Genomic DNA, 25,456 nt, shown 5'->3' with positions numbered 1-25,456 from the left:
TTAGTAACGACATCCCTAAAAACAGCCTGGGGAGCATATACGCTCCCCAGGCTGTTTTTAGCATTTACGTAATACTGCGCGAACTGGACTTCCATCTGCACCCGCTAACGCGAGGGGAAAAGCAAAAAGTTCGTATTCTCCTGGCACGACATGGTCCAACACAACCCCTTCCAAAATATGAACCCCATGGTGGGCAAGAGCATGATGAGCAGGTAGGTCTTTACTATCTAAGGGATCGACAGAGGGAATATCAAGGCCCAACAACAAAATGCCTCGTTCCTGCAACCAGGGCGCTAACCGTATATCCACTGGGGGAATCCAATCGGGAAATTTTCTCCGATCCTGCCATCCCTTAGTATGAATTAAGAGCCGTTCGACCCCATCAAGCTCTTCCTTCGCCAAGATTTCTGGACAAATCACATCCGTCCCCTCTGGAAGACCAATCACCTTGGCTTTTCCGCCATAAACGGCGATATCCAAATCGGACACTCGTTTCCCTGCATCATCAAAATGATAGGGGGCATCGATGTGCGTCCCTGTATGCAGGCTCATCATTAAACTCCCAACATTCACCGAACCTGTCATGGTCTTATCAAAGCTAGTTTCGCATTTGAAAGGAGTATCCCCGGGCCAAATCGCTACATCCTTCGTTAACGGCTGTGATATATCAATCCATGTACTCACGCAACCACTCCTCGTTCCTTTTCAAAGCCTTCGTATTCTTTATTTTCTATGATTGTCTTCAATTGTTGGATGGCTTCCCATACTTCTGTGTAGGAAGTATATAGAGAAATAGGGGCAAGACGGATCACATTAGGAGCTCGGTAGTCAGGAACAATCCCACGCGCCTTAAGCGCTTTACAAATCCGTACCGCCTCGTCATGGATCAAGCACACATGACCTCCTCGCCGCGTGTCTTCCATGGGATTGCCAAAGGAAAAGCCCTTATGCAGAAGTTCCGTCTCCACCAACATCATCAAGTAACGTGTCATGGAGAGGGACTTTCTTCTTATCGCTTCCATTCCTGCTTCATGAAAGAGGTCTAATGATCCCAACAAGGGTGCAAGACTTAGTATATGGGGGGTACCGATTTGAAAAGCTCCTGCGTGGGAAGCGGGTTGCAACGTATGATCCATATCAAATTGAACTTCCTTCGCTGAACCAAACCAACCTGCCAACCCGGGTAGACATCCATGATGACGCCGATGGACATATAATCCTCCCACGCTACCTGGACCAGCATTTAGATATTTGTAGTTGCACCAAAAGGCAAAGTCTACTCCCCATTCGGACAGTTGATGAGGAATCGCGCCAATGGAATGACATAGATCAAATCCAATCAATATCCCCCTTTCATGAGCCGATTGAGTAAGCCGCTTCATATCTAGGAGTTGCCCACTTCGATAAAGAACCGAAGGGAGCACAATTAACGCTACTTCATCAGTCATCGCCTCAATTAAAGCATCTTCCTCGATGGTGTGACCATCGGTGCTCTCTACTTGGATCAATCCCTCTGTCATATCCAGTCCATGAAGCCTTACATGACTCTTCAGCGCGTAGATATCCGAGGGAAACGTGAGCGCATCGGCAAGGAGTTTCATGCGATTCCCTTTCGGTTGATAAAAGGTCGCTAACAATTGATGTAAGTTCACCGTGGTCGAGCCCGTTGCAATCACTTCTTCTGGATTCGCACCCACTAATGGCGCAAGCTTCTCCCCTAATCGCTCGGAAAGCTGAAACCAAGCATGCTCTCCCTCTGTCCACCCATCAATACCAAATTCACGCCAGGAGGCAAGTACCTCTTGAAGGGTGGATTCTGCTCGACGCGAAAGCAACCCCAACGAGTTACCATCCAAGTAAATTGACCCTTCTTTTAAATAAAATTCATCACGAAAGGACGCCAATTGATCTTGTCGATCCATCTCTTCCGCCCATTTTTGTGTTGGTTGCATTTGCATAGGATTGGCCATGCTGAATCCCTCCTGTTACAACTGAGTACGTAGATTCCAAAGCTCGGGGAAAAACCGATGATCGAGTACCCGTTTTAAATAGGTAACCCCTGAAGAACCACCTGTACCTGTTTTATAACCAATAATTCGTTCCACGGTCTTCAAATGATTGTATCGCCATCGTTGTTGCCGGTCTTCGACATCAACTAACTTTTCCGCTAGCTCATAAAGATCCCAGTATTGATCCACATTGCGATATACCGTCAGCCATGCAGCTTCGACACTCGCATCGGCAATCGTATCCTGTGAAAAATCCCGCTGAAGACGGTTCGTATCAATGGGCAGACCACGATTGGCTAATTGTTGAATGGACACATCATATAAACTGGGCTGATGAAGCGCTTTCTCCATCCGATGATATAATTCCGGTTGATGCTGATACACCAGTAGCGCTCGTTCATTTTTATGTCCTAAAGAAAATTCGATCAGTCGATTCTGCCAGGACTGGAATCCCGAGGAGTGACCGAGATGATCGCGAAACTCCATATATTCCGTGGGGGTTAACGTCGATAATACATCCCAGGACTGGATTAATTGTTCCTGAACCCGTGAAACCCTTGCTAACATTTTAAAGGCTGGCTCTAACTCACCACCTGCAATGCTCTTTGTTGCCGCTTCCAATTCATGCAGAATAAGTTTCATCCATAGCTCACTGGTCTGATGAATCACAATAAATAACATCTCATCATGATGCTCAGATAATCGCTTCTGACTGGATAAAATGTGATCTAAGCCTAAATAGTCCCCATATGTCATATCATCTTTAAAATTGGTATGAATCCCTGTATCAACGGATTCTTTTTTTTGTGATGGCTTTTCCGACTGTGACATCGTTGTCCTCCCTTTCCTACATCCTGTTCATCTAAACAAAATCAGCATACACGATCCATCTTCATCCTGCATCCTTATCCAGTGGATAATATTCAATATTTATTGTGACTCACAATCAAAAAATAATCACTTTGTTTACAAAAACGCACCTTTTCATCGGGGAGTTACTATATACTGAGAGAGGACATCCAAAGATGTTCAGTATCAAGCGATCGAATTTTTAAACCATGAAAGGAAGTGCTTACCTTGAGCCAGTCCTTCCTCATTCAACAGTATACGTTTTCACGGCACATTACCTTAGCCACGCTAGAAAGTACCACTGAAACCCTTGCGGATGTCATTCCTGAGACATCGACAAATAACATCCGCTGGCACCTTGGGCATATTCTTGTGTCAACGGATATGCTTTTGTTTGGTAAAATAGACGAAGCTTCTTCAGGCATTCCCCAGCATTACCTATCATTATTCTTTGTAGATACAAGCCCTGCCAATTGGAAAAATGAGAACGTGCCCACACTCACTGAATTGCGTGAACTTCTTACTTCACAGATCGAGCGTGTTCAGGTATTTGATAAGAAGATCGAAGAACCCCTACCGCAACCATTTACTGTTCAAGGTCATACGATTAACACCTTCGGACAAATGTTGTCCTTTATAACATGGCATGAAGGATATCACCATGGTTTTATTAATGGATTAAAACGTGCCGTGGGTGAGAAAAACTTGTGGCCTTCTCAAAAAGCGTAATCCACCCTAATTAAAACTCTTTTAACGCTCTCGACATCACCTAATGTAGCAAACACCCTCGCTAATTTTTAGCGAGGGTGTTTGCTATGCGCCTATCTCGTACAACATAAAGCTAACCGCCTATTTGATCTGAGTGGCCATCACTACTTTCTATCAACCATCGAAATCAATCCCAAATCCTATTTCCAACTCAATAGGCGAGATATTCGGTGGAAAAGTTGTTTTTGTACATCTTGAGTTCACATTCACTGGGTAATCTATCGATGTGCGTTACCCAAACCCATTTTCTTAGGAGGTTTTCAAGATGAAAGGTAAATTTATCGCGTTATCTGTTGCCGGTACTCTCGCGTTAACGGCTGCCATTGGGGGTAGTTACACAGCATTTGCTGACACCCCTTCCTCCAGCTCAACAAAAACAAAATCATCCACAGCTAAGCAAAAGCACCATCGGCATAAGCATCCCTTTGCTCTTCCACCGGAAGTGATCCAAAAGAAAGCCGAAGAACTAGGCATCAGCACGAAGGGGAAAACAAAAAAAGATTTGCGAAAAGAAGTGATGCATGCCTTGCTTCTTAAAGAAGCCAAGCGCTTAAACATCGAGACCGATGGTAAATCGGATAAAGAACTGCGCAAGGCCATTCATTTTAAATACCTAGAACAGGAAGCCAAAAAGTTAGGCATTGACACAAAGAATAAGTCATTGAAGGAACTAAAGAAAGAAGTTCGCACCAAACACCTTTATAATCAGGCGAAAAAACTAGGCATTAATGTTGAAGGAAAAACGCTAAAGGAAATCCATAAAGCGGTCCAGACCAAGGAACTGTACACCCAAGCCAAAAAACTTGGGATCGATACAAAGGGCAAATCACTAGAAGAGATCCGTAAGGAAGTTCACACCAAAGAACTTTACAATGAAGCCAAACGGCTTGGTATTGATACCAATGGAAAATCATTGGAGGAGATTCGCAAAGAAATTCGCAAAGTACACCCCTTCAACAAAAAACATCCGAAAAAAGGACATTTTCTACCTGGTGGAATGCACCCACAACACCCTGGGTCACAAAAAGGAGCATAATCATTTCATAAAAAAGGCTGGGAGCTTTGCTCCTAGCCTTTTTTCTATGGATACCCTATACCTCGCTTTGTTTTCACTTTCACACCACCTTACCAGCTCCATTTTTAATTAATTAACTAACACGTCTGCCCTTAGACCTATACCCTTTCATTTAATAGACTTTCATTGATTAAGTACGGCATTTTAGCAACCTATAAAAATGTATTTATTTCAAAAATAAAAATTATTGACAATAATAAAAATTCAATATACATTAAATTTGGAAAATATTACTCTATTCAACTTGTGAGGTGGTTTTATGAAACTGCCCAGACTGGCGACAAACCTTTTCACTCAAGAACAGATGGTAGAAGGAGTAGATATTCCCCCCTGGTTGGTCAGCGAATACGATGTGTTTAGAAAAGTCGTGTTGGATCCTTCATTCCCATGCTATTTTGGTGCAATCGGTGAAAGAAATGGTGAGCTGCGTTATACCTACACAGATGAAAATGCTTGGGAGGATTTGCCCAATACCTTACGGGATTTTCTTATTCTTTCTCGGGATTACCCTGAAACAAGACATGCCCTCGCCCTTTTTGTAAAACCTGCACCAAAACCTCACTCTCTTGAAAAGTATCAGGCACAATTCTGGGAGATTTTAAATTATCTTCATGAACATGATCCCACCCCTTGGCCTACCCAACTACCAAGTGACCCTGAGTCGCCGTTATGGGAGTTTTGTTTCGATGGTGAACCCATGTTTATCTTTTCGAGTACGCCGGCCTATACCAAACGAATTAGCCGTCATTTAGGAGACTCCCTTGTCCTACTCTTTCAACCAAGGCGTGTGTTTAATGGAATTGAAGGTGGCACTATAGCGGGCACCCGTGCCCGGGAAATTATTCGTCAAAAGATGGTCCATCTTGAAGGGATGCCCGCTCACCCTGACATGGGTAGCTACGGAGACCCGTCCACTCATGAATGGAAGCAATATTTTCTACCCGATGACAATACCCCGGTAACTGGGAAATGTCCATTCCACATGAATACACATGAGCTTAAAAAAGGAGAGTAGATTGCCATGGCACTCTTTACCGCTCCGCGAATAGAACATGGTCCATCCGTCACGCTTGAAGATGCGGTCATGCAGCTCCTACCAGAAACCGGCTCAGTTGAGGTGCAAAGGGATACGCCTCGCCGTGAACATCCTACTCACACCCACCCTACGGATGAAATCTTATTCATCGTAAAAGGTTCGATCACCTTTTTTGCAGAAGGAATAGAAGAAACCTGCCATTCAGGGGGACGTCTCTATTTACCAAAGAGTACACCCCATTCATCGATCGCAGGAGATGAAGGGTGCTTGTATATCATCGCTCTTCGCTAGGGGGAATCTCTTGGATAAAAACAAAGCCGAATTAGAACGCTCACTTGGGATTAGTGGAGCGGTCGCTCTCGCCTTAGGAATTGTTATCGGTGCTGGACTCCTCGTTTTACCGGGGATGGCCTACCGATTAACGGGTACAGCCTCCATTTATGCCTGGATCATGGATGCTTTATTAGTCATCCCATTACTCGTTATATTCAGTTGGTTGGGGTCAAAATTCCCAAAAGCAGATGGAATCGCAGGCTTCGTGAGACAAGCCTTTGGAGACCTTGGTGGTACCGTGACCGAAGTCATGTTGCTCGGAACCTTTACCTTAGGAATCCCCGCTATCGCTATTGGTGGAGGTCATTATTTTGCCTATGCCTTTGGTGCAGGGCAGGTAACTGCTCTCGTTTCAACACTCGCGATCTTGTTAATTGCAGGGTGGTTTAATTACAAAGGCACTCGTTTATCGAGTACCTTTCAACAATGGATTACCTATCTTTTAGTCTTTATCCTGGTAGCCGTGGCCATTATCGGCCTCTTATGGGGGGACCCTGCTCAGGGAGGGGGCGTGGCTCCCCCATCCATGTGGACCCATGCACTTCCAGCATTAGCCCTTGTGTTTTTTGCTTTTACAGGATTTGAAATGTTGTCCTTTACTGCAGAAGAATATAAAAATCCCCGGCGAGACTATCCGATAACCGTCGCTATCAGCTTCGTAATTATCGTCGGCCTCTATCTTGCCCTTGCCTGGGTCACACAAACGCTCCTCCCGCAAAATCACCCTGACTTAGCCACCGCACCGATCGCTGCGATATTAACATCCATCTTCGGAGGGGCAAGTGGTCGAATCATAGCAATCGTTGGTGTTCTGATCGTCATTGCCAATGTCAATGGGGCCACCTGGGCTGCTTCTCGCTTGGTCTTTGCCGCTTCAAGAAATGGGTTATTACCGGCATCTTGGCATCTTGTAGATGAAAAAAGCCATGTCCCGCGACAGGCTGTGGTAGCGACCACCTTGATATTCCTCGGTTCCGCTTGTATCTATGCCATCCATTGGTTTTCTCAAGAAACCATGCTGCAACTTGCGGGTCAAAACTTTTTTCTCCTCTATGTTTTTAGTGTCCTCGCCTATATCAGGTTGGTTCAACACTGGGCAGCCCGTCTTTTCGGAGTCGCCTCGGTTCTCCTCTGTTTTTTCATGATGGGAACTTTCGGTTGGGGATTGCTCTATCCTGGAGCGTTACTCCTCTTAGGCTGGATAGCCGTTCGTATGAAGAAAAACCGAATGACGAGGGAAGAAAAAGAGGTACCTGAATCACCTTCAACAACATTGTAGTTTGAATAAGTTGTTTGACCGCAAAAACGAAGGAGGAGGGTAGGGGATATCCCCTACCCTCCTCCTTCGTTTGTTTAATAAGGGGTATCAGACCCTACAGCCTCTCCATTCTTATCCCCACCATAAGTGACCGTCCTTCGATGGTACGCTCATTTTGTGATTTCTTGTTTGATGATCTTTTCTATTTCTCCGACATCTTTCCCAGAAATCGTGTTTGTATAGTCCGTTGGAAATCCCTCCATTGAAACGTTAAACCTTTTTCCGTCGCGTTCGAATTGATGCTTTTGGATTCCCCTTTTAGGAAGGATCAATTTCACTCGACTGTCGGAATTTACTTCGATTCGACTCGGCGTAAAGGCGGATGTATAGTAGTGTGTGTATTGATCCGGTGGATTTAAAAACAGAATATAGTTCTTGCCCATTTTTGGTTTAACCCACAGCGGATCTTGGATTCGAACCTTTTTTGCGGAGGTTAAGTGTTCCAGCTCCATTGAATATTCATAACCAACCTCGATGGCTTCTTTAGCAACGTCCCCCTTGAGCTCATCGTCTACTTGGAACTGATAAATTTTCACTTCATTATAAATGTCTGATGCAGGTTTGGATGGGTTCTTCGGGTTACGCGCCCCGTTTTCACTCGAATCAAGTTTCACAAATGATCCCTCAACTATAATCGGTGCTTTTTTTGACATCTCTGAAAGGTTGTTTGCAAGAACAACATCTCCACTAACTTCCATATTTATCGGCTGATTACTTTGCTCATAAACTAAATAAACAATTCCGAAAACGACACACACAATGCCGATACTCCACCATTTCATCGATATCACCCATCCCCTTAATATAAATGATTTACCCCTTACCCCAATGATATCATCCGTCTTCGGTGTCAGGCGTGTTAACTATCCAAAAGTTGGAACGAAAAGGACGTAGGGAATATTTCACTTGGAATAAATCACCTTTACCCCATCCCTTATTTTCAGGATAGCACTTGGTTCCAGCGGACAATGTATGAGGGAAGGTTACGAACAAGTTGAGGTGATAGCAATTGCAATTATTCAAGTGGGTAATGTCTCCGCTTTGTACCATTCTCCTTTTGGGGAGTTGCCTTGGATGTAATACAACGGCGAATTCCAATGATACCCCCCAATCCAATAGCAAAGCGACACCAGCAGTTAACCAAAGCGACCTGATGATGGCAACCCTTTGGCAACAAAAAGCCGGCGAGGCCCTCGCATTACAATACCAAGCCTATAACCTTGCCAAAGAACGCTTAACTACCCTGAAAAAAACTACCAAAAAACCCGCCGTTATCCTCGATATTGATGAAACCGTGTTGGACAACAGCCCTTACCAAGCCTACGCCATCAAGAAAAAAGCATCCTATCCCACCGGTTGGGATGAGTGGGTCAATCAAGCCAAAGCGAAAACCATCGCAGGGGCTAAAGAGTTTTTAGACTACGCCAATCAACAAAAGGTCGATATCTACTATCTAACCAACCGAAGTGAACAGTCACGAAACGCGACATTAAGCAATTTAAAGAAAGAGCACCTACCCCAAGCAGAATCATCCCACCTGTTATTACAAGGGGATACCTCAGATAAACAGCCTCGTCGCGACACCGTCGCTAAAAATCATTCCATCGCACTATTAATTGGTGATAACCTTGGCGATTTCTCGGATATTTACTATAAGGCGCCACTGGCAAAACGGAATGAACAAGTAGCAAAAGACAAAGCGAAGTATGGTAAAGAATTTATCATTCTACCCAACCCCATGTATGGTGATTGGGAAGGAGCGATCTATCAATACAACTATGACTTATCCACCAAGGAAAAGGAAAAAACAAAAATCGACGCACTCGAATCCTTTAAGTAAGACTAACAATTATCGGTTAACATTCACTGTGTCCGTGATGGCTGAGTTGAAATTAAGCCTTATTAATCAAAAAAAGTACCTCTGTAATCGGAGGTACTTTTTTTATACTTTACTTTATTTTTTCGGCTTTGGAACAATCGCCATGGTGCAACGCGAAACACAAATTAACTGTTCCTGCTCATCGCGAATTTTGATATCCCATACCATCGTTTTCTTCCCTTTATGTAAAGGGGTTGCTTCAGCGGTAACGATGCCTTCACGCTTGGAGCGAAGGTGATTGGCGTTAATCTCCAATCCGACTGTTAACTCGTTTTCTTGATCACAATTGATCCATGCTCCAATACTTGCGGCAGTCTCAGCCAACGCGACCGATGCACCTCCGTGCAATAAGCCAAAGGGCTGATGTGTCCGATGATCAACAGGCATGCTCATTACTACACGGTCTTTTTCGACTTCAATTGCTTCAATTCCTAAGGTTTCCATTAGCGTATTTACCATCGGAAGTCCATCACTCATTGCTTTTCACTCCTCTTTGATGTGTGGGAAGAACTCCCGCACTGCTTCTACAAAATAATCAGGTTCCTCCATAAACGGCCAATGGCCTGAACGCTCAAAAATTACTTGATCCTGAGTGGGTAGGTAAGGAAACAACGTCTCGGTTAAATCATCAGGAGTAATCAGATCCATCCTTCCCTGGATGATCCGTAAAGGAATTCCCTTTAATCGCTGTAATTGCTCCCGAAGATCATAATGGGCGAGAATATCTGCACACATTCTCTCATTTACGTTCATATTAATCGTTGTCTCAGTAACGTGAGTAAGGTTGTCCGGATTAAATACATAATAGGGAAAAATAATTGACTTCATCTGTTCATCAAAGGCATTTAACCCCATTGATTCTTTCTCGGATTCAAGACGGGTGACACTTTGTTGCTCCTCATTGCTCATACGATCCATAAGATTCTCTGCAAAACGTTGGAGATCTTTTCCCTGAACCCCCACTGCTGAGACCAGCAATAGCCTCTTTACTCGATCAGGATAGTGACAGGCATAAAGTAAGCCTAACATCGTTCCCCAGGATTGGCCGAGTAAATTCATCTTATCCCAGCCTTTTTCCCTCCGCAAGGCTTCTAAGGTTTCTACCTCTCGTATCATCGTATAGTGAGATGGATCGGTTGCTTTTTCGGATTGCCCACACCCGCGCTGATCGTAAAAGAAAAGTTCATGGGTTTCTGCCAACGGAAGGACATGGGGAAGAAAATAGCGATGCTCGTCCCCAGGACCTCCATGCAGAAACACAATCCGCTCTCCCGCCCCATAGGATTCCGTATGGATGGATAAATCAAGTAACTGAATGTTTTCCGTCGTATGCTTTAACATGTGATTCATCAAAGACTCCTTTTTCATTCAGTGAATTTTCACCTCAAGCCCACCCAGAGAATAGGTTAAATATAATCTGGATGGGAGGAGGATCACGATGCAAATCGTAACCGTAAATAAAGGGGATACCATCTGGGAAATTGCCAATCGCTTCGGAGCTCGGTCATCCGATGTCATTAAACTAAACGGTCTTTCTGAGAAAGCCGAGCTTGTCATTGGCCAGTCCTTGGTGATGCCCACACCAAGCGGTGTCCATGTCGTACAATCAGGAGACAGTCTCTGGTCCATAGCGCAACAGTATCATGTATCCCTTGAAGCATTGCAAAAGTTAAACCAACCCATCAACCCTGAAAAACTGTATCCCGGTACCCGCATCTATATTCCTCAGCGATTAAAACGAACGATTGAGGCAAATGGTTACCTTCAACCCGATACCGCTGAGCGTGATCAACAAATTGTACGGGAGACGGCAAACGACCTCACCTATTTCACATTATTCAGCTACCAAGTTCAGCCCAATGGTCATCTAAAACCGTTAAAGGATTCTTCTGCACTAAAAGCCATTCATCCAACCAAATCCCTACCGATGGTCTCGATTACCAACTTCACAGAAGGAAACTTCTCCCCAGAAGTCGCCCACAATATCTTTACCAAACGGCAGGTACGCGAGCGATTGATTGCCAATGTGATTAACTTAATGCGGATTAAATCATATAAGGCGCTTAATATTGACTTTGAAAACCTGCGTGAGGATGACCGAGATGCTTATACTGAATTCCTACAACTTATTACCCGTCGAGTCAAACGAGCCCGAAGAACCTATCTTGTCTCAACTGCACTGGCACCTAAGACAAGCGCTGAACAAAAAGGAGCCTGGTATACTGCCCACGATTATGGTGCCCATGGTAAAATCGTCGATTTTGTCATCCTCATGACCTATGAGTGGGGCTGGTCTGGCGGTCCTCCTATGGCTGTTTCACCCATTCCTAAAATGAGGGACGTACTCGATTATGCGACGGATGTCATCCCACCCAATAAAATATTGATGGGAGCATCCATTTACGGATATGATTGGACCCTTCCCTATCAAGAAGGGGGACCCTTCGCCAAGACACTGAGCCCTTTAGGATCGGTCAATCTCGCACGGGCAAAAGGAGCGAACATTCGCTACGACAAAACCGCACAAGCCCCTTATTTCCATTATTACGATGAGAACAAGAAAGAGCATGTGGTTTGGTTTGAAGATCCACGAAGTATCCAGGCAAAATTTGACCTGGTTCGAGAATATCGCCTTCGAGGAATTAGCTATTGGCTCCTAGGTAGAGAATTCCCCCAAAATTGGGCACTTCTCCGCGATAACTTTAACATCCGAAAACTGCGCTAAAAAACGATCCCCCCACCGGAAAATGCCGCTCCGGAAATGGGAGGATCTTTGATCTTAACGGACAACCCCGTTTTCTTTCCAAGACACGACTTGTGATTCGGAGGCATCTAACCATTCAGAAAGTACCGACACGGAGTCCTGACCCAGCCCTTCAGGTGCATCGACTTCCTCATGGTGTTGAGGAATACCCGGGTGCATCTTCCACTCTCCGACTTCCAGTACAGGGGTAAGGCAACAATCCGTCTCTAACCCAAATTGTGTCCATTCCTCCCGAGTGCGCAGGCAAAACATCTCCTTCAACTCGCGATAAATCGCATTGTCTACAACAGGAGGTGTATACTGCGCCCCCATCCAGTGAGGTTTCCCCAGTGCTTCACAAAAATTGTGCCAAAACTTTGGCTCTAAGGCAGCTAACGCCATCCATTTTTGATCGCTGGTTTCAAAGAGACCATACGAGAGAATGCCTCCACCGAGGAGTTCAATCCCCTGTTGCCCTCCTGTTTCACGCCAGATCGTGTCATGGGTATGCATCAACTCGGTTACCGCACCGGTTAACGTCAACGGAAGGTGCGTCCCTACCCCTTTGTTACTTCGCTGAAAGAGGGCGGCTAAAATCGATTCAGATGCAGATAACCCACCGATGAGATCCCCAAGCAGAATCGTGGGATGAGTCGGCTTTCCCTGTGCTTTGAACTGAGAGAGCATCCCGCTGAGGGCTAGGTAGTTTAAATCATGACTCCCCAGGCGACTCACCTCTCCGGCTATCCCATAACCCGTTAATGATGCGTAGACCACCCTCGGGTTCCTCCGAGCGACGGCCTGATAACCTAGCCCCAATCGCTCCATCACACCCGGGCGAAACCCCTCAAGGATCACGTCTGCCTGTGCCGCAAGGCTTTGGGCAATTTCCCTCCCAGTATCCCGTTTCAAATCCAGACACAGACTTCTTTTCCGACGATTATTGGCAAGAAATACGAGCCCTGTTTCCCCTCTCTTCTCACCTGCAAAGCGAGCTGGATCACCACTGGGAGGTTCCACTTTGACTACCTCAGCACCTCGTTGGGCGAGTCGCATACTCGCAAAGGGACCCGGAAGGTTTTGCGTAAAATCAAGGACACGAACGCCCTCCAGCATCACCACTCCCCCTTATAGCCGTTCAATAATCGCAGCGGTTGACATCCCATGGCCAATGCAGATCGTTAAAAGACCATATCGCCCTTCGATCCGTTCCAATTCATGAAGCAGGGTCGTCATTAGTTTGGCACCTGTAGCGCCTAATGGATGCCCCAAGGCGATTGCCCCCCCATTGACATTGACGCGAGAAAGATCTGCACCGAGTTCTTTTTGCCAGGCAAGAACCACAGGGGCAAAGGCTTCATTAATTTCTACCCGATCCATCTGATCCAGGGTCAATCCTGCCTTTTGCAGAACTTTTCGTGTCGCGGGAATGACCCCATCCAGCATCATTGTTGGATCAGAGCCTACGACTACCTGTTGCAAAATCCGCGCTCTAGGACGAATCCCCATGGATTCTGCACGACCCCGCTCCATCATCAAGACCGCTGCAGCACCATCGCTTACTTGACTCGCATTCCCCGCAGTAATCAACCCATCTTCTTTAAAGACTGGCTTGAGAGATGCCAGTTTTTCCATGGAGGTATCTGCACGAGGACCTTCATCCTTTGCGATCGTAGTAGGCTTACCCTCTGCATCCTCACCCATCACAGGCATGACTTCTCGTTCAAAACGACCCTCTTTAATCGCCGCCAATGCCCGTTGATGACTTTCATAGGAATAGGCATCCACCTCTTCCCGCGTCATCCCATATTTTTCAGCGATTCGTTCTGCGGATACCCCTTGATGAATGAATTCATACTGCTCTGCTAACGTAGCAGGGATCGTATGCTCATTCCCATCACTACCAATGGGCACCATCGTCATATTCTCAACGCCCGCTCCAATCGTGATATCCATGTCCCCTGAGCGAATTTCCTGGGCGGCAAAATGGATCGCCTGTTGCCCTGAACCGCACATCCGGTTGATTTGAACCGCAGGGACTTCCACGGGAAACCCGGCACGGAGGGTGGCTAATCGGCCAATATTGTAGCCTTGTTCATTCAAGGGCGAGACGCACCCCATAACAATATCTTCGACATCTCCTTTTTCCACACCCGCCCGCTTTGTCACTTCGGCTAACGCTTGTGCTCCCAATTCAACGGGGTGCACATTACGAAAGCCCCCTTTTCTTCTTCCTACTGCCGTTCGCACTGCGCCCACGATGACGACTTCTCTCATGATGTGATACCCCTTTCTCAGTGATAACTCGGTTTATTTTTTAACGGATACAGTCTCCCGCTCCTTCGTGTAATCATAAAATCCCTTGCCGCTCTTTCTGCCCAGATGCCCTGCTTCTACTAATTTCCGTAGTGTTTGTGGAACACGAAAACGATCTCCGTACGCTTCAACCATCCCTTCACTGGCAAATAACATCGTATCCAAGCCCACATAATCTGCTAATTCAAAGGGACCCATTGGGTAATTTAAGCCCAGCCGGATCGCTTTATCGATATCCTCTGCTGAAGCCACACCCTCTTCTAAAATTTTCATACACTCCATCATATGAGCTGAGATGGCACGGGAGGTAACAAACCCTTGCACATCTTTTACCACAACGGTCTCTTTCCCCGCTCGTTCGGAAACTTTTTTAATTACCTCAATGGCTTCCTCTGATGTATCAACTCCGCGAACGATTTCTACCAGTCGCATCACTGGAGGTGGATTGAACCAGTGCATCCCCACCACGCTCCTTGGGCGTTTGGTAGCGGAAGCAATCGCGGTAACCGACAGTTCAGAGGTATTGGTGGCAAGGATCACTTCCGGCTTTGTAAAGCGGTCCAAATCGTAAAAAATCCGTTTTTTCAATTCCATATTTTCAGGTACTGCTTCGACGACGAGGTCCACATCACTGACGGCCTTTTCTAACTCCGTAAACCCAGTAATCCGGCTTCGTGCATCCTCGGCATCCTGTTCAGACAAATGCTTCGCTTTAATAAAACGAGCCAGGCTTTTTTCAATGCCTGCAAATCCCTTATTTAATGCCTCCTCTGACACATCACATAGATGAACCTGATAACCTGGAGTGGCTAGAGCCTGGGCAATACCGCTCCCCATAAGTCCTGCACCAATGACCGCAATCCGTTGAATACGCATCTGCCTCGCTCCTTTTATGAGTGAATACTCATTCAAAAGTTAACGTGCCTTTATGAATACCCTTCGCGATAATTCCCTTCATTACTTCCGTGGTACCTGCGTAGATGGTGGTCACAGCAATATCCCGATAACGGCGAGCAATCGGATACTCTTCCATATATCCATAGCCACCATGAAGTTGCATGCATTTTGAAGCGATTTCCTTTGCTTTTTCACTCACCCACCACTTTGCCATCGACACTTTTTGTTCCATGGACTTCCCTTCCATATGCTCCCTAATCAAGGAGTCTACAAAGGTACGTCCCAACTGAATGTCCGTCGCCATTTCCGCAAGGAGAAATTGGGTGTGCTGAAAATCTCCAACCGGACGACCAAATACCTTGCGACTGCTCACATAATTCGCGGTCATGCGAAACATCTCTTCCGACGCGACTTGGGCAGAAATGGCTACGATGAGTCGCTCTTGTTGCAATTGTTGCATTAAATAGCGAAAACCCTTCCCCTCTTGCCCCAATAAATTCCTAACGGGTACACGGCAATCCTCGAAAATTAATTCAGCAGTATCTTGACTATGAAGCCCTACCTTATCTAGTTTCCTCCCCCGCGAAAAGCCCGGAGTATCTTTTTCTACGACGAGTAGACTGACACCTTGGTAGGCAGGCACTGCGTTGGGATCAGTTTTACAGGCCACAATCACAAGATCTGCATGAATTCCATTGGAGATAAATGTCTTTTGACCATTGAGAACATAGTGGTCTCCCTGTCGTTCAGCAGTCGTTGAAATGGCTGCCAGATCGGAGCCTGTTCCAGGCTCCGTCATGGCAACTGCTGTGATTGTCTCGCCAGTCAAGCAACCAGGAAGCCATCGTTCCTTTTGTTCTTCTGCTGCAAACCGTTGCAGATAGGGAACAACGATATCACTATGAAGTCCCACCCCCAACAGACCCGAGGCTACCTTTTCCATCTCCTCGTGAATCACTACTGAAAAGGCAAAATCAGCATTCATCCCACCAAATTTTTCTTCAACAGAGGGACAAAGGTACCCTTCAGCGCCTAGCTTTAACCAAAATTCCCTTGGAATGAAGCGGTTTGCCTCCCACTCATCGATGTAGGGAACCGCTTCTCGTTCTAAAAAACGGCGGAATGATTGCCGGAGAATTTGATGCTCTTGGGTGAATATCCCCCGCTCCATGATAAACCTCCTTTTTCGTTACGGGTCACATGGCCTGTTCATCCGAAAGCGTTTTCAACTCATGGTTAGTGAACGCGTCGTGTGTGACCTTCCCAGTGCTTTTCACGTAAATTTCTTTTTAACACTTTACCTGCTCCCGACTTTGGCAAATCCGTCGTAAACTCTACCGATTTAGGAACCTTAAATCCAGCTAAGAATTGGCGACAAAATTGAATTAACTCTTCTTGATCGAGGGAAGAATCTTCCCGTTTGACGATGATCGCTAAGACCTGCTCCCCCCATGAATCATCGGGGATCCCGACCACCGCAGCTTCAAGAACATCCGGATGGGAATAGAGTACATTTTCTACTTCAACACAATAGATATTTTCTCCACCTGATATAATGATATCTTTTTTTCGATCGACAATATAGTAATAATTTTCATCGTCTCGTTTTGCCATATCGCCCGTATAGTACCAACCCTCTTGTAAGACACGATCCGTCTCTTCGGGCATGTTCCAATATCCCTTCATGATATTGGGACCACGGGCAGCAATCTCTCCTACCTCACCCACAGGAACTTCCTTTCGATTCTCATCAACGATCTTTAGCTCAACACCCATAATGGCTTTTCCACATGAAGCAAGTAACCTTTCCCGTTCGGTACCCAGCACTTGGTGATCCTCCGAACTTAATGTAGAGAGGACTGGGGATGCTTCGGACATGCCATAGGCTTGACTGAATTCGACTTCTGGAAAAGCCTGAAATGCTTTCTTTAACACTTCGACCGGCATGGGTGAAGCACCATAAAGAATGCGTTTTAATGATGAGTAGTCAAATTGGGATCGATCAGGGTAGTGTATAAGGGCGTGAATCATCGTCGGAACCAATAGCACACTATTAGGGCGGTCTCGTTCAACGGTTTGCAAAAATTCTAAGGGACGAAAGGCTCTTAGGTGGGAATGAGTTCCTCCAAGCATCGTCACGGCAAAAGTAGAGGCGCCATCTGCTAGATGGAACATGGGTCCAGCGTGTAGATAATGGATCGTACTATCATAATTGGAGGCAAGCAAAATATGCCATGCATTGGAAACTAAGTTCCGGTGAGAGAGCATGACACCCTTGGGACGACCCGTTGTCCCACCGGTGTAAAAAAGCCCCGCAGTATCTCTTTCTTCCACACCCTCATAGGTAAGGGGTTCCCTCCGGTGAGATTGAATCAAATCTTCGTATGGAACAACATTTCCTGTCTCATCCTCCCGTGTTTCTGCGAGCACTACACGGCGAATAGAGGGGATTTTACTTTGTAATATCGGTGCCACGGGTAAAAATTCTTTCGTAATAAAAATCATTTTAGGTTCCGCATCCTGTAGGATCATCGTCCATTCGGGTACAGAAAGACGCACATTCAATGGAACAACCATCGCCCCGAGGGCGGTTACTGCATAGAAGATTTCTAAATAGCGAAAATCATTCAACATCAAGAGGGCCACACGATCTCCTTTACCAATATCATAGTCTCGTAGCGCCCCTTTTAACTGACTCACCCGATCATGTAGCTCTTGGTAGCTGAGAGTAAACTCTCCATCAATAATGGCTGTCTGTTTGGATCGGTTCTGCGCGGAAGTAAGCAAACCTTTAGTGAGGATCAATGATTTCCACCCGCCTTCTCCAATCAATGATTAAACATCCACTGCTACTGACCTTTCACGGTACATATTCCGCCTTCATTCATAATTTCCTGCCTTTAGTGTGGTTTTTCCATTGATTAGACTTCAATGAACCATACAATTGTATATAATGAAGAAACGATCCTGATTAGACAAGGTAGTGAGTTTCTTCTATGGAGATCCAATTTAGCCCATTCTTTGCCCTACCCATTCTTATTCTCTATCTCATAATTGCCTTGTTGACCCCTTGGGGAAAACGCCATTCCATCGAGCGGCATTTCTTACACATGGCCTTTATTCTCTATCTCATGGCTGTGATCGCCCTTACCTTCTTCCCCATTCCCCTTGATCGATCCGGTTCTTCTTACAATATCAGTCGCAATTCCTGGATCCCTTTTCAAAGCACGTGGATTCTTCTTCGCTATGCAAAGCCGATGGTTGCTTTTACTCAGATTATCGGGAATTTGTCGCTCTTTTTGCCTTTTGGGTTGATGCTTCCCCTTCTCCATCCAAAGTGGAATCGATTGCTTCGGATCTTTCTTTTATCCTTTGGCGTCGCCTTCAGCATTGAGCTGCTTCAATTCGCTGTCACTCTTTTCGCACAAACGAATTATCGAAGCTTTGATGTCGATGATATTGGGATGAATGTCATCGGTGCACTAATTGGGGCCCTACTCTATCGCGGTATCCGAAAACGTGTTATATAAGCAAGATTATTAAAGCGTGAGCCATGAGAAATACCCCCTTAAGTAGACACACCAACCACGTGTGTCAATCATGCGAAGGGGGTTCTCTTGATTAGCGAATGAATTTCGTTATAACGATGCAATTTGCCTTACACTTATCATTTACAACCAAAAGAACAACATGAATGAAAAACCTCCATCTGTGTATAAGCGGAGGTTTTTCATAATGAACTAGTGCATTCAGCTACTATGGGTCACAGGAATGATGGACATGGGAGATTTCGACAGGGTTAGTGGGTTAATTCGCGCAGGGTTACATCTAAATCCGTATATTTAAACCGAAATCCCTCATCTAAAAACCGCTTTGGAATACAATTCCGTCCCGTCAAGGCAAGCCCTGGATCCGCTCGCATAAATAAGACGGCACCCAAACGGACAAAGGGAGAGGGGGCTGGGGGAGACCATCCTTTACCAAGAGCATCTCGTAAGGTCTTCATAAAGGTGCGATTGGTTACAGGGGAAGGACCTGTCGCATTATAGACTCCTTCTTTGTCGTTTGCTAAGCATTCAAGAATCATGGCGTTTAAGTCTTCAATATGTAGCCAGCTAATATATTGTTCTCCTGACCCTATCGTTCCTCCCAGTCCATATTTCGCTAATTTTTGCAGGGGCTCAAGAGCTCCACCATCTTTGCCCAATACAAATCCAATTCGCAAAGCAATTTGGCGAGTTTGGGGAAGATCTTCCGCAAAAAAGGCTTCCTCCCACCGTTCACAAACCTCAACCGAAAAATTATCGCCATGGGGGGCATTCTCATCACATACCTCACGGGTATCCCCGAAAATCGCCAAGGAACTTGCTTGGATAAACACCTCAGGGGGCTGATGACATTGGTTGATTGCTTGATGAAGAACCTGAACAGAGTCGATTCGTGAAGAAAGAATTTCTTTGCGATTGGCTTTGGTATACAGACAGTTCACACTTCGACCGGTAAAATTGATCACCCCGTCTGCCCCCTCGATCACATCTGCCCAGTCCCCCAATGTCTCCCCATCCCAAGAAAGATAAGAGATACCTCCTTCTGTCCGATTGCTTCCTCGTGTCAATACAATCACTTCATCGCCTCTTGCTAACAACTCCTTTGCTAATTCTTGCCCCAAGAAACCGGTGCCACCCGGCAAAATATATTTTCGCCCCATGGGATCACCCCGTTCATTTATTTTTTCATAGGTATATGTTTCCACATTACCCTATTGCACAAACGATTTACTCACCTTATAGAAATTCAATGACTTGCCATCACAAGTAAGCACACACAACCCTGCCCATAAAAAAAGCCCCTCGTAAGGGCTTTTCATGAATGGTGGGTAACATAGCATCTCTATCCAACCCATCCTTTTGCGTTATAAACGATTACTTTTCTAATTGCTCAAACATCGCACTAAATTCTTCAGGAATCGGGGCAGCTTTTCGTTTGATGGCATCAATAAATACACAGGTAATCTCCGCTTCACAGACAAGATTCCCTGCCCCGTCATACATGCGTTGGGTGAGTACGGAACTTTTACCACCTAAACGCGTGGGCTCTGAAAAAATTCGCACTGTCTCATCCATTTTTACTTCTTTACGATAATGAATGCTCACATGGACAACCACAGCCATTAATTTGCGTCGTTGCATCTCTTCAATTGTAAAGCCAATTTGCTTCATCCAATCAAATCGTGCCCACTCAAAGTACTCTAAGTATTTCGCATGGTTCACGTGTCCAATCATATCCACATCGGTTGAACGAACCGTTACTTCAAATTGATGTTTCAAAGCCCTTCCCCCCTCTTTTATGCCAGTATAGCATAAAATGAATGAATAACCATTCATTTTTAATATCTTATCCCTTGCATAAATTCACTTTTAGGATGCCACTATTTAAATAAGGAATACACCACAAAGGCGGAATGACAATGACTTGGGTCCTTCTTATCCTGTTATGCCTTTTTATCCTATGGGGAATTGCTCGTATACGACCAAGACAACATGAAACCGATCTCAGTCGACTGGATGCTGTCACGGACCAACGCCCTATTATTTGGCTGATGGTTGACTCCATCATGACGCCATCGATTGAGAAGGGACTTGATCGTAATACATTACCTGCACTTTCTTTTCTCATTGAACATGGGCAATTTCATCGTGAACTCGTCAGCCCCTTCCCTACCATGTCAGTCACAATTGATAGCACCCTGGTAACCGGTACCTACCCCCATCACCATCATATCCCAGGTCTTATCTGGTATCATCCTACTGAAAAAAGAATTGTTAACTACGGAACAGCCTTTGGTGAAGCTGTGCAAAATGGGCCCAATCAAGCCCTTGAGGACGCAGTGATTCATCTTAACAACGACCATTTAAACCCTCGTTTAGAAACCCTATTTGATACCCTACATCAAGAAGGATTTCAAGCAGGAGCGATAAATGCCATGCTCTATCGTGGTCCATTTCCCCATACCCTTACCTTTCCTCCCTTGTTATCCGGCCCAACCTCACTGCCTGAGCGCCTTCACGTATCAGGGCCTGATTTTTTTACGTTTGGCATGTTCTCCAACCCTCTTTCCGATCAGATTCAACTTCCTGATGGAATTACGGAGGATCTTGGTTTCAGCGATGCTTATCCCGTCGCTGTCATACGATGGTTGATTCAAGAAAATCGCCTGCCTGATTTTTTGCTTGCTTACCTCTCCGATCTTGATAGCTCCTTGCATAAAAAGGGACCTTCAGAAATGGAGGGCCTTGAACAATTTGACAAGGAGCTAGGTGCGATGATGGATGCCTTTGGTTCATGGGAGGAAGCAATTAGCCGAGCCATTTGGATCGTGTGTGGAGATAGCGGCCACACTGGCGTTCATTCGAAGGAGCAGCATCCTATTGTGCCATTACACCACATCCTCAAAGATTACCAGATGCTTTCTCCAGGAAACCACGCAACTTCTGAGACCGAAATCGTTCTGTGCGTCAATGAACGATCCGCCTTCGTCTATCTCCTACAAGATCATCTTTCTATGGACTCGATTGCAAACCAACTTCGACAAGATACTCGGATTGATCTATTGGCCTGGTTAGACGATGAGGAGTGGATCCATGTCATTCATACCGATTGGAAAACCGAATGTTGGTTTCGCATCGGCGAGGAATGGACGGACACCTACCAGCAACAATGGCAGTTTAAAGGAGACTTTGCGGCGTTAGATATTACAGCCGATCCACAGGAGAAAACCCTGCAATTTGGTGCCTATCCAGATGCCCTTGCGCGTCTTCATGCTTCTCTCTACTCCCATGAGGCCCGCATAATGATTGTCAATGCGAAACCCGGCTATGAATTATCCGCCGAACACTCTCCCCATCATACAGGAGGCGGGGCACACGGATCCCTTCATCACGTAGATTCGCATTTCCCCCTCATCATCACCGGTACTCAGGCATCCCCTAGACACCTCCGTATGGTTGACTTAAACGGGTTCATTCTCGACTTATTAAAACAAGAACGGAAGAAACAATCCACATCCTCTTCATCGCGATGACCGAGCTTTAAATGGTCATCTTTTTCATGTTTGTCGGCTTGACAATCCCTTCTTATTGCTGTTCAATATGAATATAAAAATAAATTATTCATATGTTCATAAAGGAGGTTGTCCTCGTGCGTGGATTTTCCACAACCGAAAAGGATGCGATCCGTCAAAAGCTGTTCAGGGAAGGTAGGGAACGATTTAGCCAATGGGGCCTCAAGAAGACCAGTATCGGTGAACTGACGCGTGCGGTTGGGATCTCCCAAGGCGCCTTTTATCTCTTCTTCTCCTCCAAAGAAGAGCTTTACTTTGATCTTCTCGAGCAAGAGCAGGCCTTCATTCAACAAGAGTTACTACGTCAGGTTGAAGAGACCGAAAAAATATCCCCTCGGTCTGCATTAAAACAGTTTCTTGTGCGCGGATTAACGTTATCAGCGGCCAGTCCCCTTCTTCATCGCCTGCGACAGGGAGAGGATCTTCCCCAATTGCTACGTAAACTTCCATCTGATCGCCTGGCTAGCCATCAGGCTCAGGATGACACCTTACTGTCGCCGCTATTGCAACAATGGGGGCTTACTAATGAAATTGACCCTGATGTTGCCTGTGGGCTCATCCGAGGTTTTTTTACGATGATGCTTCATCGCCAAGAGATCGGTGAAGAAGTGTACGAACAAACCGTGGAATTGATGGCAGAATCGATTGCCTGTCGCCTCATTCCCACGAAGGAAGAGTCATGATGATCCATCTACGCGATCTCACCTATGCTTATCCAGGCAGTCAAGTCAATACCCTCCATGGACTGAATCTCACCATACCTACCGGAGAAATTTTCGGCTTCTTAGGTCCATCTGGTGCTGGTAAGAGTACCACGGTCAATATTTTGATCGGAATATTAAAGCATTATCAAGGAGCCGTCCAAGTACTTGGTAGGGACCTTACAAAAATCACTCCCGAATTTTTTAACCGCTTGGGTGTAGCCTTTGAAACCCCACGTTTTTATCAACGGTTCACCGCCCGGGAAAACCTCTCTTTTTTTGGTTCCTTGTACAGCCAAGAGAAGGAACCAATCGATCAGTCTCTTGCTGCCTTCGATTTAATCCATGCCGCAGATGAACGGGTTTCCTCTTTTTCGAAGGGAATGAAAACCCGTTTAAACGTCTGCCGTGCCTTTCTTCATCAACCCGAGTTAGTATTTCTTGATGAACCGAGTTCAGGTCTCGACCCTGTCAACCGCGAACGGTTAATCGAGCTGCTTCGTCAAAAACGGGAGCAAGGAGCCACTTTATTCCTCACCACCCACGACATGCAATTGGCAGGGGACCTTTGCGATCGGGTCGCGTTTGTTGTTGAAGGAAAAATTCATCTCATCGATTCTCCACGCCATTTACAGCTACAATACGGACGAAAGCAGGTGGTTGTAGAGAGAGTATCCGCCGGTCCTGATCTTTTAAAAGAGGCGTTCAACTTAGAAGGCATCGGACAAAACCCTGCTTTTCTTCGTGCATTAACGGATCCCTCTATTGAAACCATCCATACCCAAGAAGCCCGCTTGGAGGACATTTTCATCCAAGTGACAGGGAGAAAACCATGATGAATCGATGGGCACTTTTACGGATGGATATTCAATTTCAATATCGCCATGGCTTTTATTGGGTTTATTTATTGGTTTCCATTCTTTATGCATGGCTCCTTCACACCTTACCTGAAGCCTATCAAGCGAAGGGAAGTGTGTTCATCCTCTTTACCGACCCTGCTTTTCTTGGCGCTTTTTTTATTGGTGCGATCCTATTACTTGAACGTGAACAGGATATCCTACGCAACCTAAGCGTAACGCCACTTACCCTTTCGCAGTACCTAACATCCAAGGTTCTTTCGTTAGCCCTGTTAGCCTTAGCATCCAGCTTCGCGATTCTTCTCCCTATTTATCACCTGCAATTCAACGTTCTTCCTTTACTTGCTGGCGTGGGGCTCACCTCCATTCTCTCGACATTACTGGGGTTAATTCTGGCAGTGCGCTCTCGTCACTTGGTCAGCTATCTTTTTAGCTCACCGATTTTTGCCATTCCCATGTACCTCCCTGTCATCTTTTTCTTCTGGAAATCCCCTTCGGCTTGGTGGATCAATTTATTACCTGGGACAGCTTCTCTCACACTCATTCAAGGGGGATTTCAATCCCTACATCCTACCCAACTATTTTTCTCCATCTTGATTCTTATCGGTTGGATCCTCCCTTTTTGGTATTGGGCAGCCCATGCTTTTCGCGCGCACATCCTCCTTCGATTTGGAGGGAAATTACCATGACCCCGTATTTATGGCAAATACTACAGGATGGAAAAAACAGTTGGCGAGACCCGACAACTGGAATTGCTTTGCTGGGGCCACCTTTATTAACCCTCGCTTTTCGATGGGGTATTCCTTGGGTCGATACTTGGCTACGCTCCTCCTATTCCTTCGATCTGACTCCCTATCACCTCTGGATACTCGGACTCTATTTATTACTGATCCCAATGATGATCGGGATGGTAGCAGGATTCTTACTGTTAGATGAACGGGATGAAGGGATCCTCCTTTACTATCGGGTGACTCCTCTCTCAGAAACTGGGCACTTACTGCGTCGCCTCGGCTTCCCAATGATTCTCTCTTTTTTGTTTACCATTGGGGGAGCCACCTTTATCCACTTCACCTCCGTCTCTTTTATCAAGTTACTCTTGTGTACATTTCTTGCATCACTTACCGCACCTTTTCTTGCGCTCCTGCTCGCTGCCTTTGCGGATAACAAAGTGGAAGGCATCGCTCTTTCTAAAATTGCTTCATCCATTTTCATCCTCCCTATCGCTGTCACGTTTCTTGCCCCGCAGTGGCGCTGGCTCTCTGCGATTCTCCCCCCCTATTGGGCTGTAGAAACCTTGATGATTCACCATGCGTTCCCCTTTGCCATTTTCTTTCTCATGGGATTGATGGATCATCTCCTCGTCATCTACTGGCTAACAAGACGATTAGAGAAACGAGTTTCTTAACCCCATCAAAAAGCACCCTTCATGGAGGGTGCTCTTTGATGGACAGAACTTTAAAACCATGATGCTATAATCACTTTACGAAATTAGAAAACTTATATTGATACAATTACTATGCTAAAATGACAAAAACAACATTAACCAATGAATAGG

The 25,456-nt window shown here is 45.7% G+C and carries 26 protein-coding genes; 13 read left to right on the top strand and 13 right to left on the bottom strand.

Annotation, left to right across the window (positions count from 1 at the left end):
- Positions 1-57 precede the first annotated feature (57 nt).
- From kynB to kynA, 3 genes are read right to left on the bottom strand one after another with little or no spacing between them, the layout of a single operon-like run.
- Positions 58-684: an arylformamidase gene (gene kynB, locus CHX35_RS05705; RefSeq protein ID WP_091835234.1), complete on the bottom strand. Its 627-nt coding sequence runs from the start codon at positions 682-684 to the stop codon at positions 58-60.
- On the bottom strand, positions 681-1,970 hold the full coding sequence (gene kynU, locus CHX35_RS05700) for a kynureninase (protein ID WP_425435298.1): 1,290 nt from the start codon (positions 1,968-1,970) through the stop codon (positions 681-683). The genes kynB and kynU overlap by 4 nt, the downstream gene beginning before the upstream one ends.
- Positions 1,971-1,985: 15 nt before the next feature.
- Entirely contained in the window at positions 1,986-2,840 is an 855-nt protein-coding gene (gene kynA, locus CHX35_RS05695; protein ID WP_091835231.1) for a tryptophan 2,3-dioxygenase, read from the bottom strand.
- A gap of 246 nt (positions 2,841-3,086) precedes the next feature.
- Here kynA and CHX35_RS05690 point away from each other — a divergent pair, with 246 nt between their 5' ends.
- From CHX35_RS05690 to CHX35_RS05670, 5 genes are all read left to right on the top strand, one after another.
- Positions 3,087-3,587 (top strand): DinB family protein, encoded by a 501-nt coding sequence (locus CHX35_RS05690; RefSeq protein ID WP_176391912.1) that lies wholly within the window; start codon positions 3,087-3,089, stop codon positions 3,585-3,587.
- A 304-nt stretch (positions 3,588-3,891) separates the two neighbouring features.
- A complete protein-coding gene (locus CHX35_RS05685; RefSeq protein WP_091835225.1) occupies positions 3,892-4,662 on the top strand; it encodes a hypothetical protein in 771 nt (256 codons plus the stop codon).
- Between the two features lie 298 nt (positions 4,663-4,960).
- A complete protein-coding gene (locus tag CHX35_RS05680) occupies positions 4,961-5,716 on the top strand; it encodes a YqcI/YcgG family protein (RefSeq protein ID WP_091835220.1) in 756 nt (251 codons plus the stop codon).
- A 6-nt stretch (positions 5,717-5,722) separates the two neighbouring features.
- Positions 5,723-6,028 carry a cupin domain-containing protein gene (locus tag CHX35_RS05675; protein WP_091835217.1) on the top strand — a complete coding sequence of 102 codons (306 nt, stop codon included), beginning with the start codon at positions 5,723-5,725 and terminating at the stop codon, positions 6,026-6,028.
- Between the two features lie 10 nt (positions 6,029-6,038).
- Positions 6,039-7,349 carry an APC family permease gene (locus CHX35_RS05670; protein ID WP_176391911.1) on the top strand — a complete coding sequence of 437 codons (1,311 nt, stop codon included), beginning with the start codon at positions 6,039-6,041 and terminating at the stop codon, positions 7,347-7,349.
- Between the two features lie 149 nt (positions 7,350-7,498).
- Here CHX35_RS05670 and CHX35_RS05665 read toward each other — a convergent pair whose 3' ends face one another.
- Positions 7,499-8,170, bottom strand: a complete 672-nt coding sequence (locus CHX35_RS05665; RefSeq protein WP_091835210.1) for a hypothetical protein — start codon at positions 8,168-8,170, stop codon at positions 7,499-7,501.
- A gap of 227 nt (positions 8,171-8,397) precedes the next feature.
- On the opposite strand from CHX35_RS05665, the gene CHX35_RS05660 reads away from it, so the two are divergent.
- Positions 8,398-9,228, top strand: coding sequence for a 5'-nucleotidase, lipoprotein e(P4) family (locus CHX35_RS05660; RefSeq protein ID WP_091835206.1), 831 nt, complete (start codon positions 8,398-8,400; stop codon positions 9,226-9,228).
- 114 nt (positions 9,229-9,342) lie between these two features.
- On the opposite strand, the gene CHX35_RS05655 is transcribed toward CHX35_RS05660, so the two are convergent.
- Entirely contained in the window at positions 9,343-9,726 is a 384-nt protein-coding gene (locus CHX35_RS05655; protein WP_217895868.1) for a hotdog fold thioesterase, read from the bottom strand.
- A gap of 24 nt (positions 9,727-9,750) precedes the next feature.
- Complete coding sequence (locus CHX35_RS05650) at positions 9,751-10,617, bottom strand: alpha/beta fold hydrolase (protein WP_176391910.1); 867 nt, start codon at positions 10,615-10,617, stop codon at positions 9,751-9,753.
- Between the two features lie 88 nt (positions 10,618-10,705).
- On the opposite strand from CHX35_RS05650, the gene CHX35_RS05645 reads away from it, so the two are divergent.
- The gene (locus CHX35_RS05645) at positions 10,706-11,992 is read left to right on the top strand and encodes a glycoside hydrolase family 18 protein (protein WP_091835196.1); all 1,287 of its coding nucleotides are present in this window, start codon (positions 10,706-10,708) and stop codon (positions 11,990-11,992) included.
- 54 nt (positions 11,993-12,046) lie between these two features.
- Here CHX35_RS05645 and CHX35_RS05640 read toward each other — a convergent pair whose 3' ends face one another.
- The 5 genes from CHX35_RS05640 to CHX35_RS05620 all read right to left on the bottom strand — a co-directional run bounded on the left by CHX35_RS05640 (position 12,047) and on the right by CHX35_RS05620 (position 18,028).
- Complete coding sequence (locus CHX35_RS05640) at positions 12,047-13,126, bottom strand: CaiB/BaiF CoA transferase family protein (protein WP_245838658.1); 1,080 nt, start codon at positions 13,124-13,126, stop codon at positions 12,047-12,049.
- Between the two features lie 12 nt (positions 13,127-13,138).
- Positions 13,139-14,287 (bottom strand): thiolase family protein, encoded by a 1,149-nt coding sequence (locus tag CHX35_RS05635; RefSeq protein ID WP_091835190.1) that lies wholly within the window; start codon positions 14,285-14,287, stop codon positions 13,139-13,141.
- Positions 14,288-14,320: 33 nt separating this feature from the next.
- Positions 14,321-15,202 carry a 3-hydroxyacyl-CoA dehydrogenase family protein gene (locus CHX35_RS05630; protein WP_091835187.1) on the bottom strand — a complete coding sequence of 294 codons (882 nt, stop codon included), beginning with the start codon at positions 15,200-15,202 and terminating at the stop codon, positions 14,321-14,323.
- A gap of 28 nt (positions 15,203-15,230) precedes the next feature.
- Positions 15,231-16,394 carry an acyl-CoA dehydrogenase family protein gene (locus tag CHX35_RS05625; RefSeq protein WP_091835184.1) on the bottom strand — a complete coding sequence of 388 codons (1,164 nt, stop codon included), beginning with the start codon at positions 16,392-16,394 and terminating at the stop codon, positions 15,231-15,233.
- 65 nt (positions 16,395-16,459) lie between these two features.
- The gene (locus tag CHX35_RS05620; RefSeq protein ID WP_176391909.1) at positions 16,460-18,028 is read right to left on the bottom strand and encodes a long-chain-fatty-acid--CoA ligase; all 1,569 of its coding nucleotides are present in this window, start codon (positions 18,026-18,028) and stop codon (positions 16,460-16,462) included.
- Positions 18,029-18,219: 191 nt separating this feature from the next.
- Between CHX35_RS05620 and CHX35_RS05615 the strand changes: the two genes are divergently transcribed.
- Entirely contained in the window at positions 18,220-18,753 is a 534-nt protein-coding gene (locus CHX35_RS05615) for a VanZ family protein (protein ID WP_091835178.1), read from the top strand.
- Positions 18,754-19,022: 269 nt separating this feature from the next.
- Here the strand turns inward: CHX35_RS05615 and CHX35_RS05610 are convergent, their stop codons facing one another.
- Both CHX35_RS05610 and CHX35_RS05605 read right to left on the bottom strand, forming a co-directional pair.
- Positions 19,023-19,931: a TIGR01777 family oxidoreductase gene (locus tag CHX35_RS05610; protein WP_091835390.1), complete on the bottom strand. Its 909-nt coding sequence runs from the start codon at positions 19,929-19,931 to the stop codon at positions 19,023-19,025.
- Between the two features lie 214 nt (positions 19,932-20,145).
- Positions 20,146-20,550, bottom strand: coding sequence for an acyl-CoA thioesterase (locus CHX35_RS05605; protein WP_091835175.1), 405 nt, complete (start codon positions 20,548-20,550; stop codon positions 20,146-20,148).
- Positions 20,551-20,690: 140 nt separating this feature from the next.
- On the opposite strand from CHX35_RS05605, the gene CHX35_RS05600 reads away from it, so the two are divergent.
- The 5 genes from CHX35_RS05600 to CHX35_RS05580 all read left to right on the top strand — a co-directional run bounded on the left by CHX35_RS05600 (position 20,691) and on the right by CHX35_RS05580 (position 25,306).
- Positions 20,691-22,304, top strand: coding sequence for an alkaline phosphatase family protein (locus tag CHX35_RS05600; RefSeq protein WP_091835172.1), 1,614 nt, complete (start codon positions 20,691-20,693; stop codon positions 22,302-22,304).
- Positions 22,305-22,420: 116 nt separating this feature from the next.
- Entirely contained in the window at positions 22,421-23,026 is a 606-nt protein-coding gene (locus CHX35_RS05595; protein WP_176391908.1) for a TetR/AcrR family transcriptional regulator, read from the top strand.
- Complete coding sequence (locus tag CHX35_RS05590) at positions 23,026-23,880, top strand: ABC transporter ATP-binding protein (protein ID WP_091835168.1); 855 nt, start codon at positions 23,026-23,028, stop codon at positions 23,878-23,880. The genes CHX35_RS05595 and CHX35_RS05590 overlap by 1 nt, the downstream gene beginning before the upstream one ends.
- Entirely contained in the window at positions 23,880-24,590 is a 711-nt protein-coding gene (locus CHX35_RS05585; protein WP_091835165.1) for a fluoroquinolone export ABC transporter permease subunit, read from the top strand. The genes CHX35_RS05590 and CHX35_RS05585 overlap by 1 nt, the downstream gene beginning before the upstream one ends.
- Positions 24,587-25,306 (top strand): ABC transporter permease, encoded by a 720-nt coding sequence (locus CHX35_RS05580; protein WP_091835162.1) that lies wholly within the window; start codon positions 24,587-24,589, stop codon positions 25,304-25,306. Before CHX35_RS05585 ends, CHX35_RS05580 begins: the two co-directional genes overlap by 4 nt.
- The last annotated feature ends 150 nt before the right edge of the window (positions 25,307-25,456 follow it).

The sequence above is a fragment of the Marininema halotolerans genome, assembly GCF_900116235.1.
In the GTDB taxonomy this organism is placed as follows: Bacteria; Bacillota; Bacilli; order Thermoactinomycetales; family DSM-45169; genus Marininema; species Marininema halotolerans.
This window is presented reverse-complemented; position numbering and strand designations above follow the sequence as displayed.

Bases quoted from the DNA above. Each gene is read 5' to 3' on its own strand.
- kynU (WP_425435298.1), bottom strand. From the start codon at position 1,970: ATGGCCAATCCTATGCAAATGCAACCAACACAAAAATGGGCGGAAGAG.
- kynA (WP_091835231.1), bottom strand. From the start codon at position 2,840: ATGTCACAGTCGGAAAAGCCATCACAAAAAAAAGAATCCGTTGATACA.
- CHX35_RS05685 (WP_091835225.1), top strand. From the start codon at position 3,892: ATGAAAGGTAAATTTATCGCGTTATCTGTTGCCGGTACTCTCGCGTTA.
- CHX35_RS05680 (WP_091835220.1), top strand. From the start codon at position 4,961: ATGAAACTGCCCAGACTGGCGACAAACCTTTTCACTCAAGAACAGATG.
- CHX35_RS05675 (WP_091835217.1), top strand. From the start codon at position 5,723: ATGGCACTCTTTACCGCTCCGCGAATAGAACATGGTCCATCCGTCACG.
- CHX35_RS05665 (WP_091835210.1), bottom strand. From the start codon at position 8,170: ATGAAATGGTGGAGTATCGGCATTGTGTGTGTCGTTTTCGGAATTGTT.
- CHX35_RS05655 (WP_217895868.1), bottom strand. From the start codon at position 9,726: ATGGTAAATACGCTAATGGAAACCTTAGGAATTGAAGCAATTGAAGTC.
- CHX35_RS05650 (WP_176391910.1), bottom strand. From the start codon at position 10,617: ATGAATCACATGTTAAAGCATACGACGGAAAACATTCAGTTACTTGAT.
- CHX35_RS05645 (WP_091835196.1), top strand. From the start codon at position 10,706: ATGCAAATCGTAACCGTAAATAAAGGGGATACCATCTGGGAAATTGCC.
- CHX35_RS05640 (WP_245838658.1), bottom strand. From the start codon at position 13,126: ATGCTGGAGGGCGTTCGTGTCCTTGATTTTACGCAAAACCTTCCGGGT.
- CHX35_RS05635 (WP_091835190.1), bottom strand. From the start codon at position 14,287: ATGAGAGAAGTCGTCATCGTGGGCGCAGTGCGAACGGCAGTAGGAAGA.
- CHX35_RS05630 (WP_091835187.1), bottom strand. From the start codon at position 15,202: ATGCGTATTCAACGGATTGCGGTCATTGGTGCAGGACTTATGGGGAGC.
- CHX35_RS05625 (WP_091835184.1), bottom strand. From the start codon at position 16,394: ATGGAGCGGGGGATATTCACCCAAGAGCATCAAATTCTCCGGCAATCA.
- CHX35_RS05615 (WP_091835178.1), top strand. From the start codon at position 18,220: ATGGAGATCCAATTTAGCCCATTCTTTGCCCTACCCATTCTTATTCTC.
- CHX35_RS05610 (WP_091835390.1), bottom strand. From the start codon at position 19,931: ATGGGGCGAAAATATATTTTGCCGGGTGGCACCGGTTTCTTGGGGCAA.
- CHX35_RS05600 (WP_091835172.1), top strand. From the start codon at position 20,691: ATGACTTGGGTCCTTCTTATCCTGTTATGCCTTTTTATCCTATGGGGA.
- CHX35_RS05590 (WP_091835168.1), top strand. From the start codon at position 23,026: ATGATCCATCTACGCGATCTCACCTATGCTTATCCAGGCAGTCAAGTC.
- CHX35_RS05585 (WP_091835165.1), top strand. From the start codon at position 23,880: ATGAATCGATGGGCACTTTTACGGATGGATATTCAATTTCAATATCGC.
- CHX35_RS05580 (WP_091835162.1), top strand. From the start codon at position 24,587: ATGACCCCGTATTTATGGCAAATACTACAGGATGGAAAAAACAGTTGG.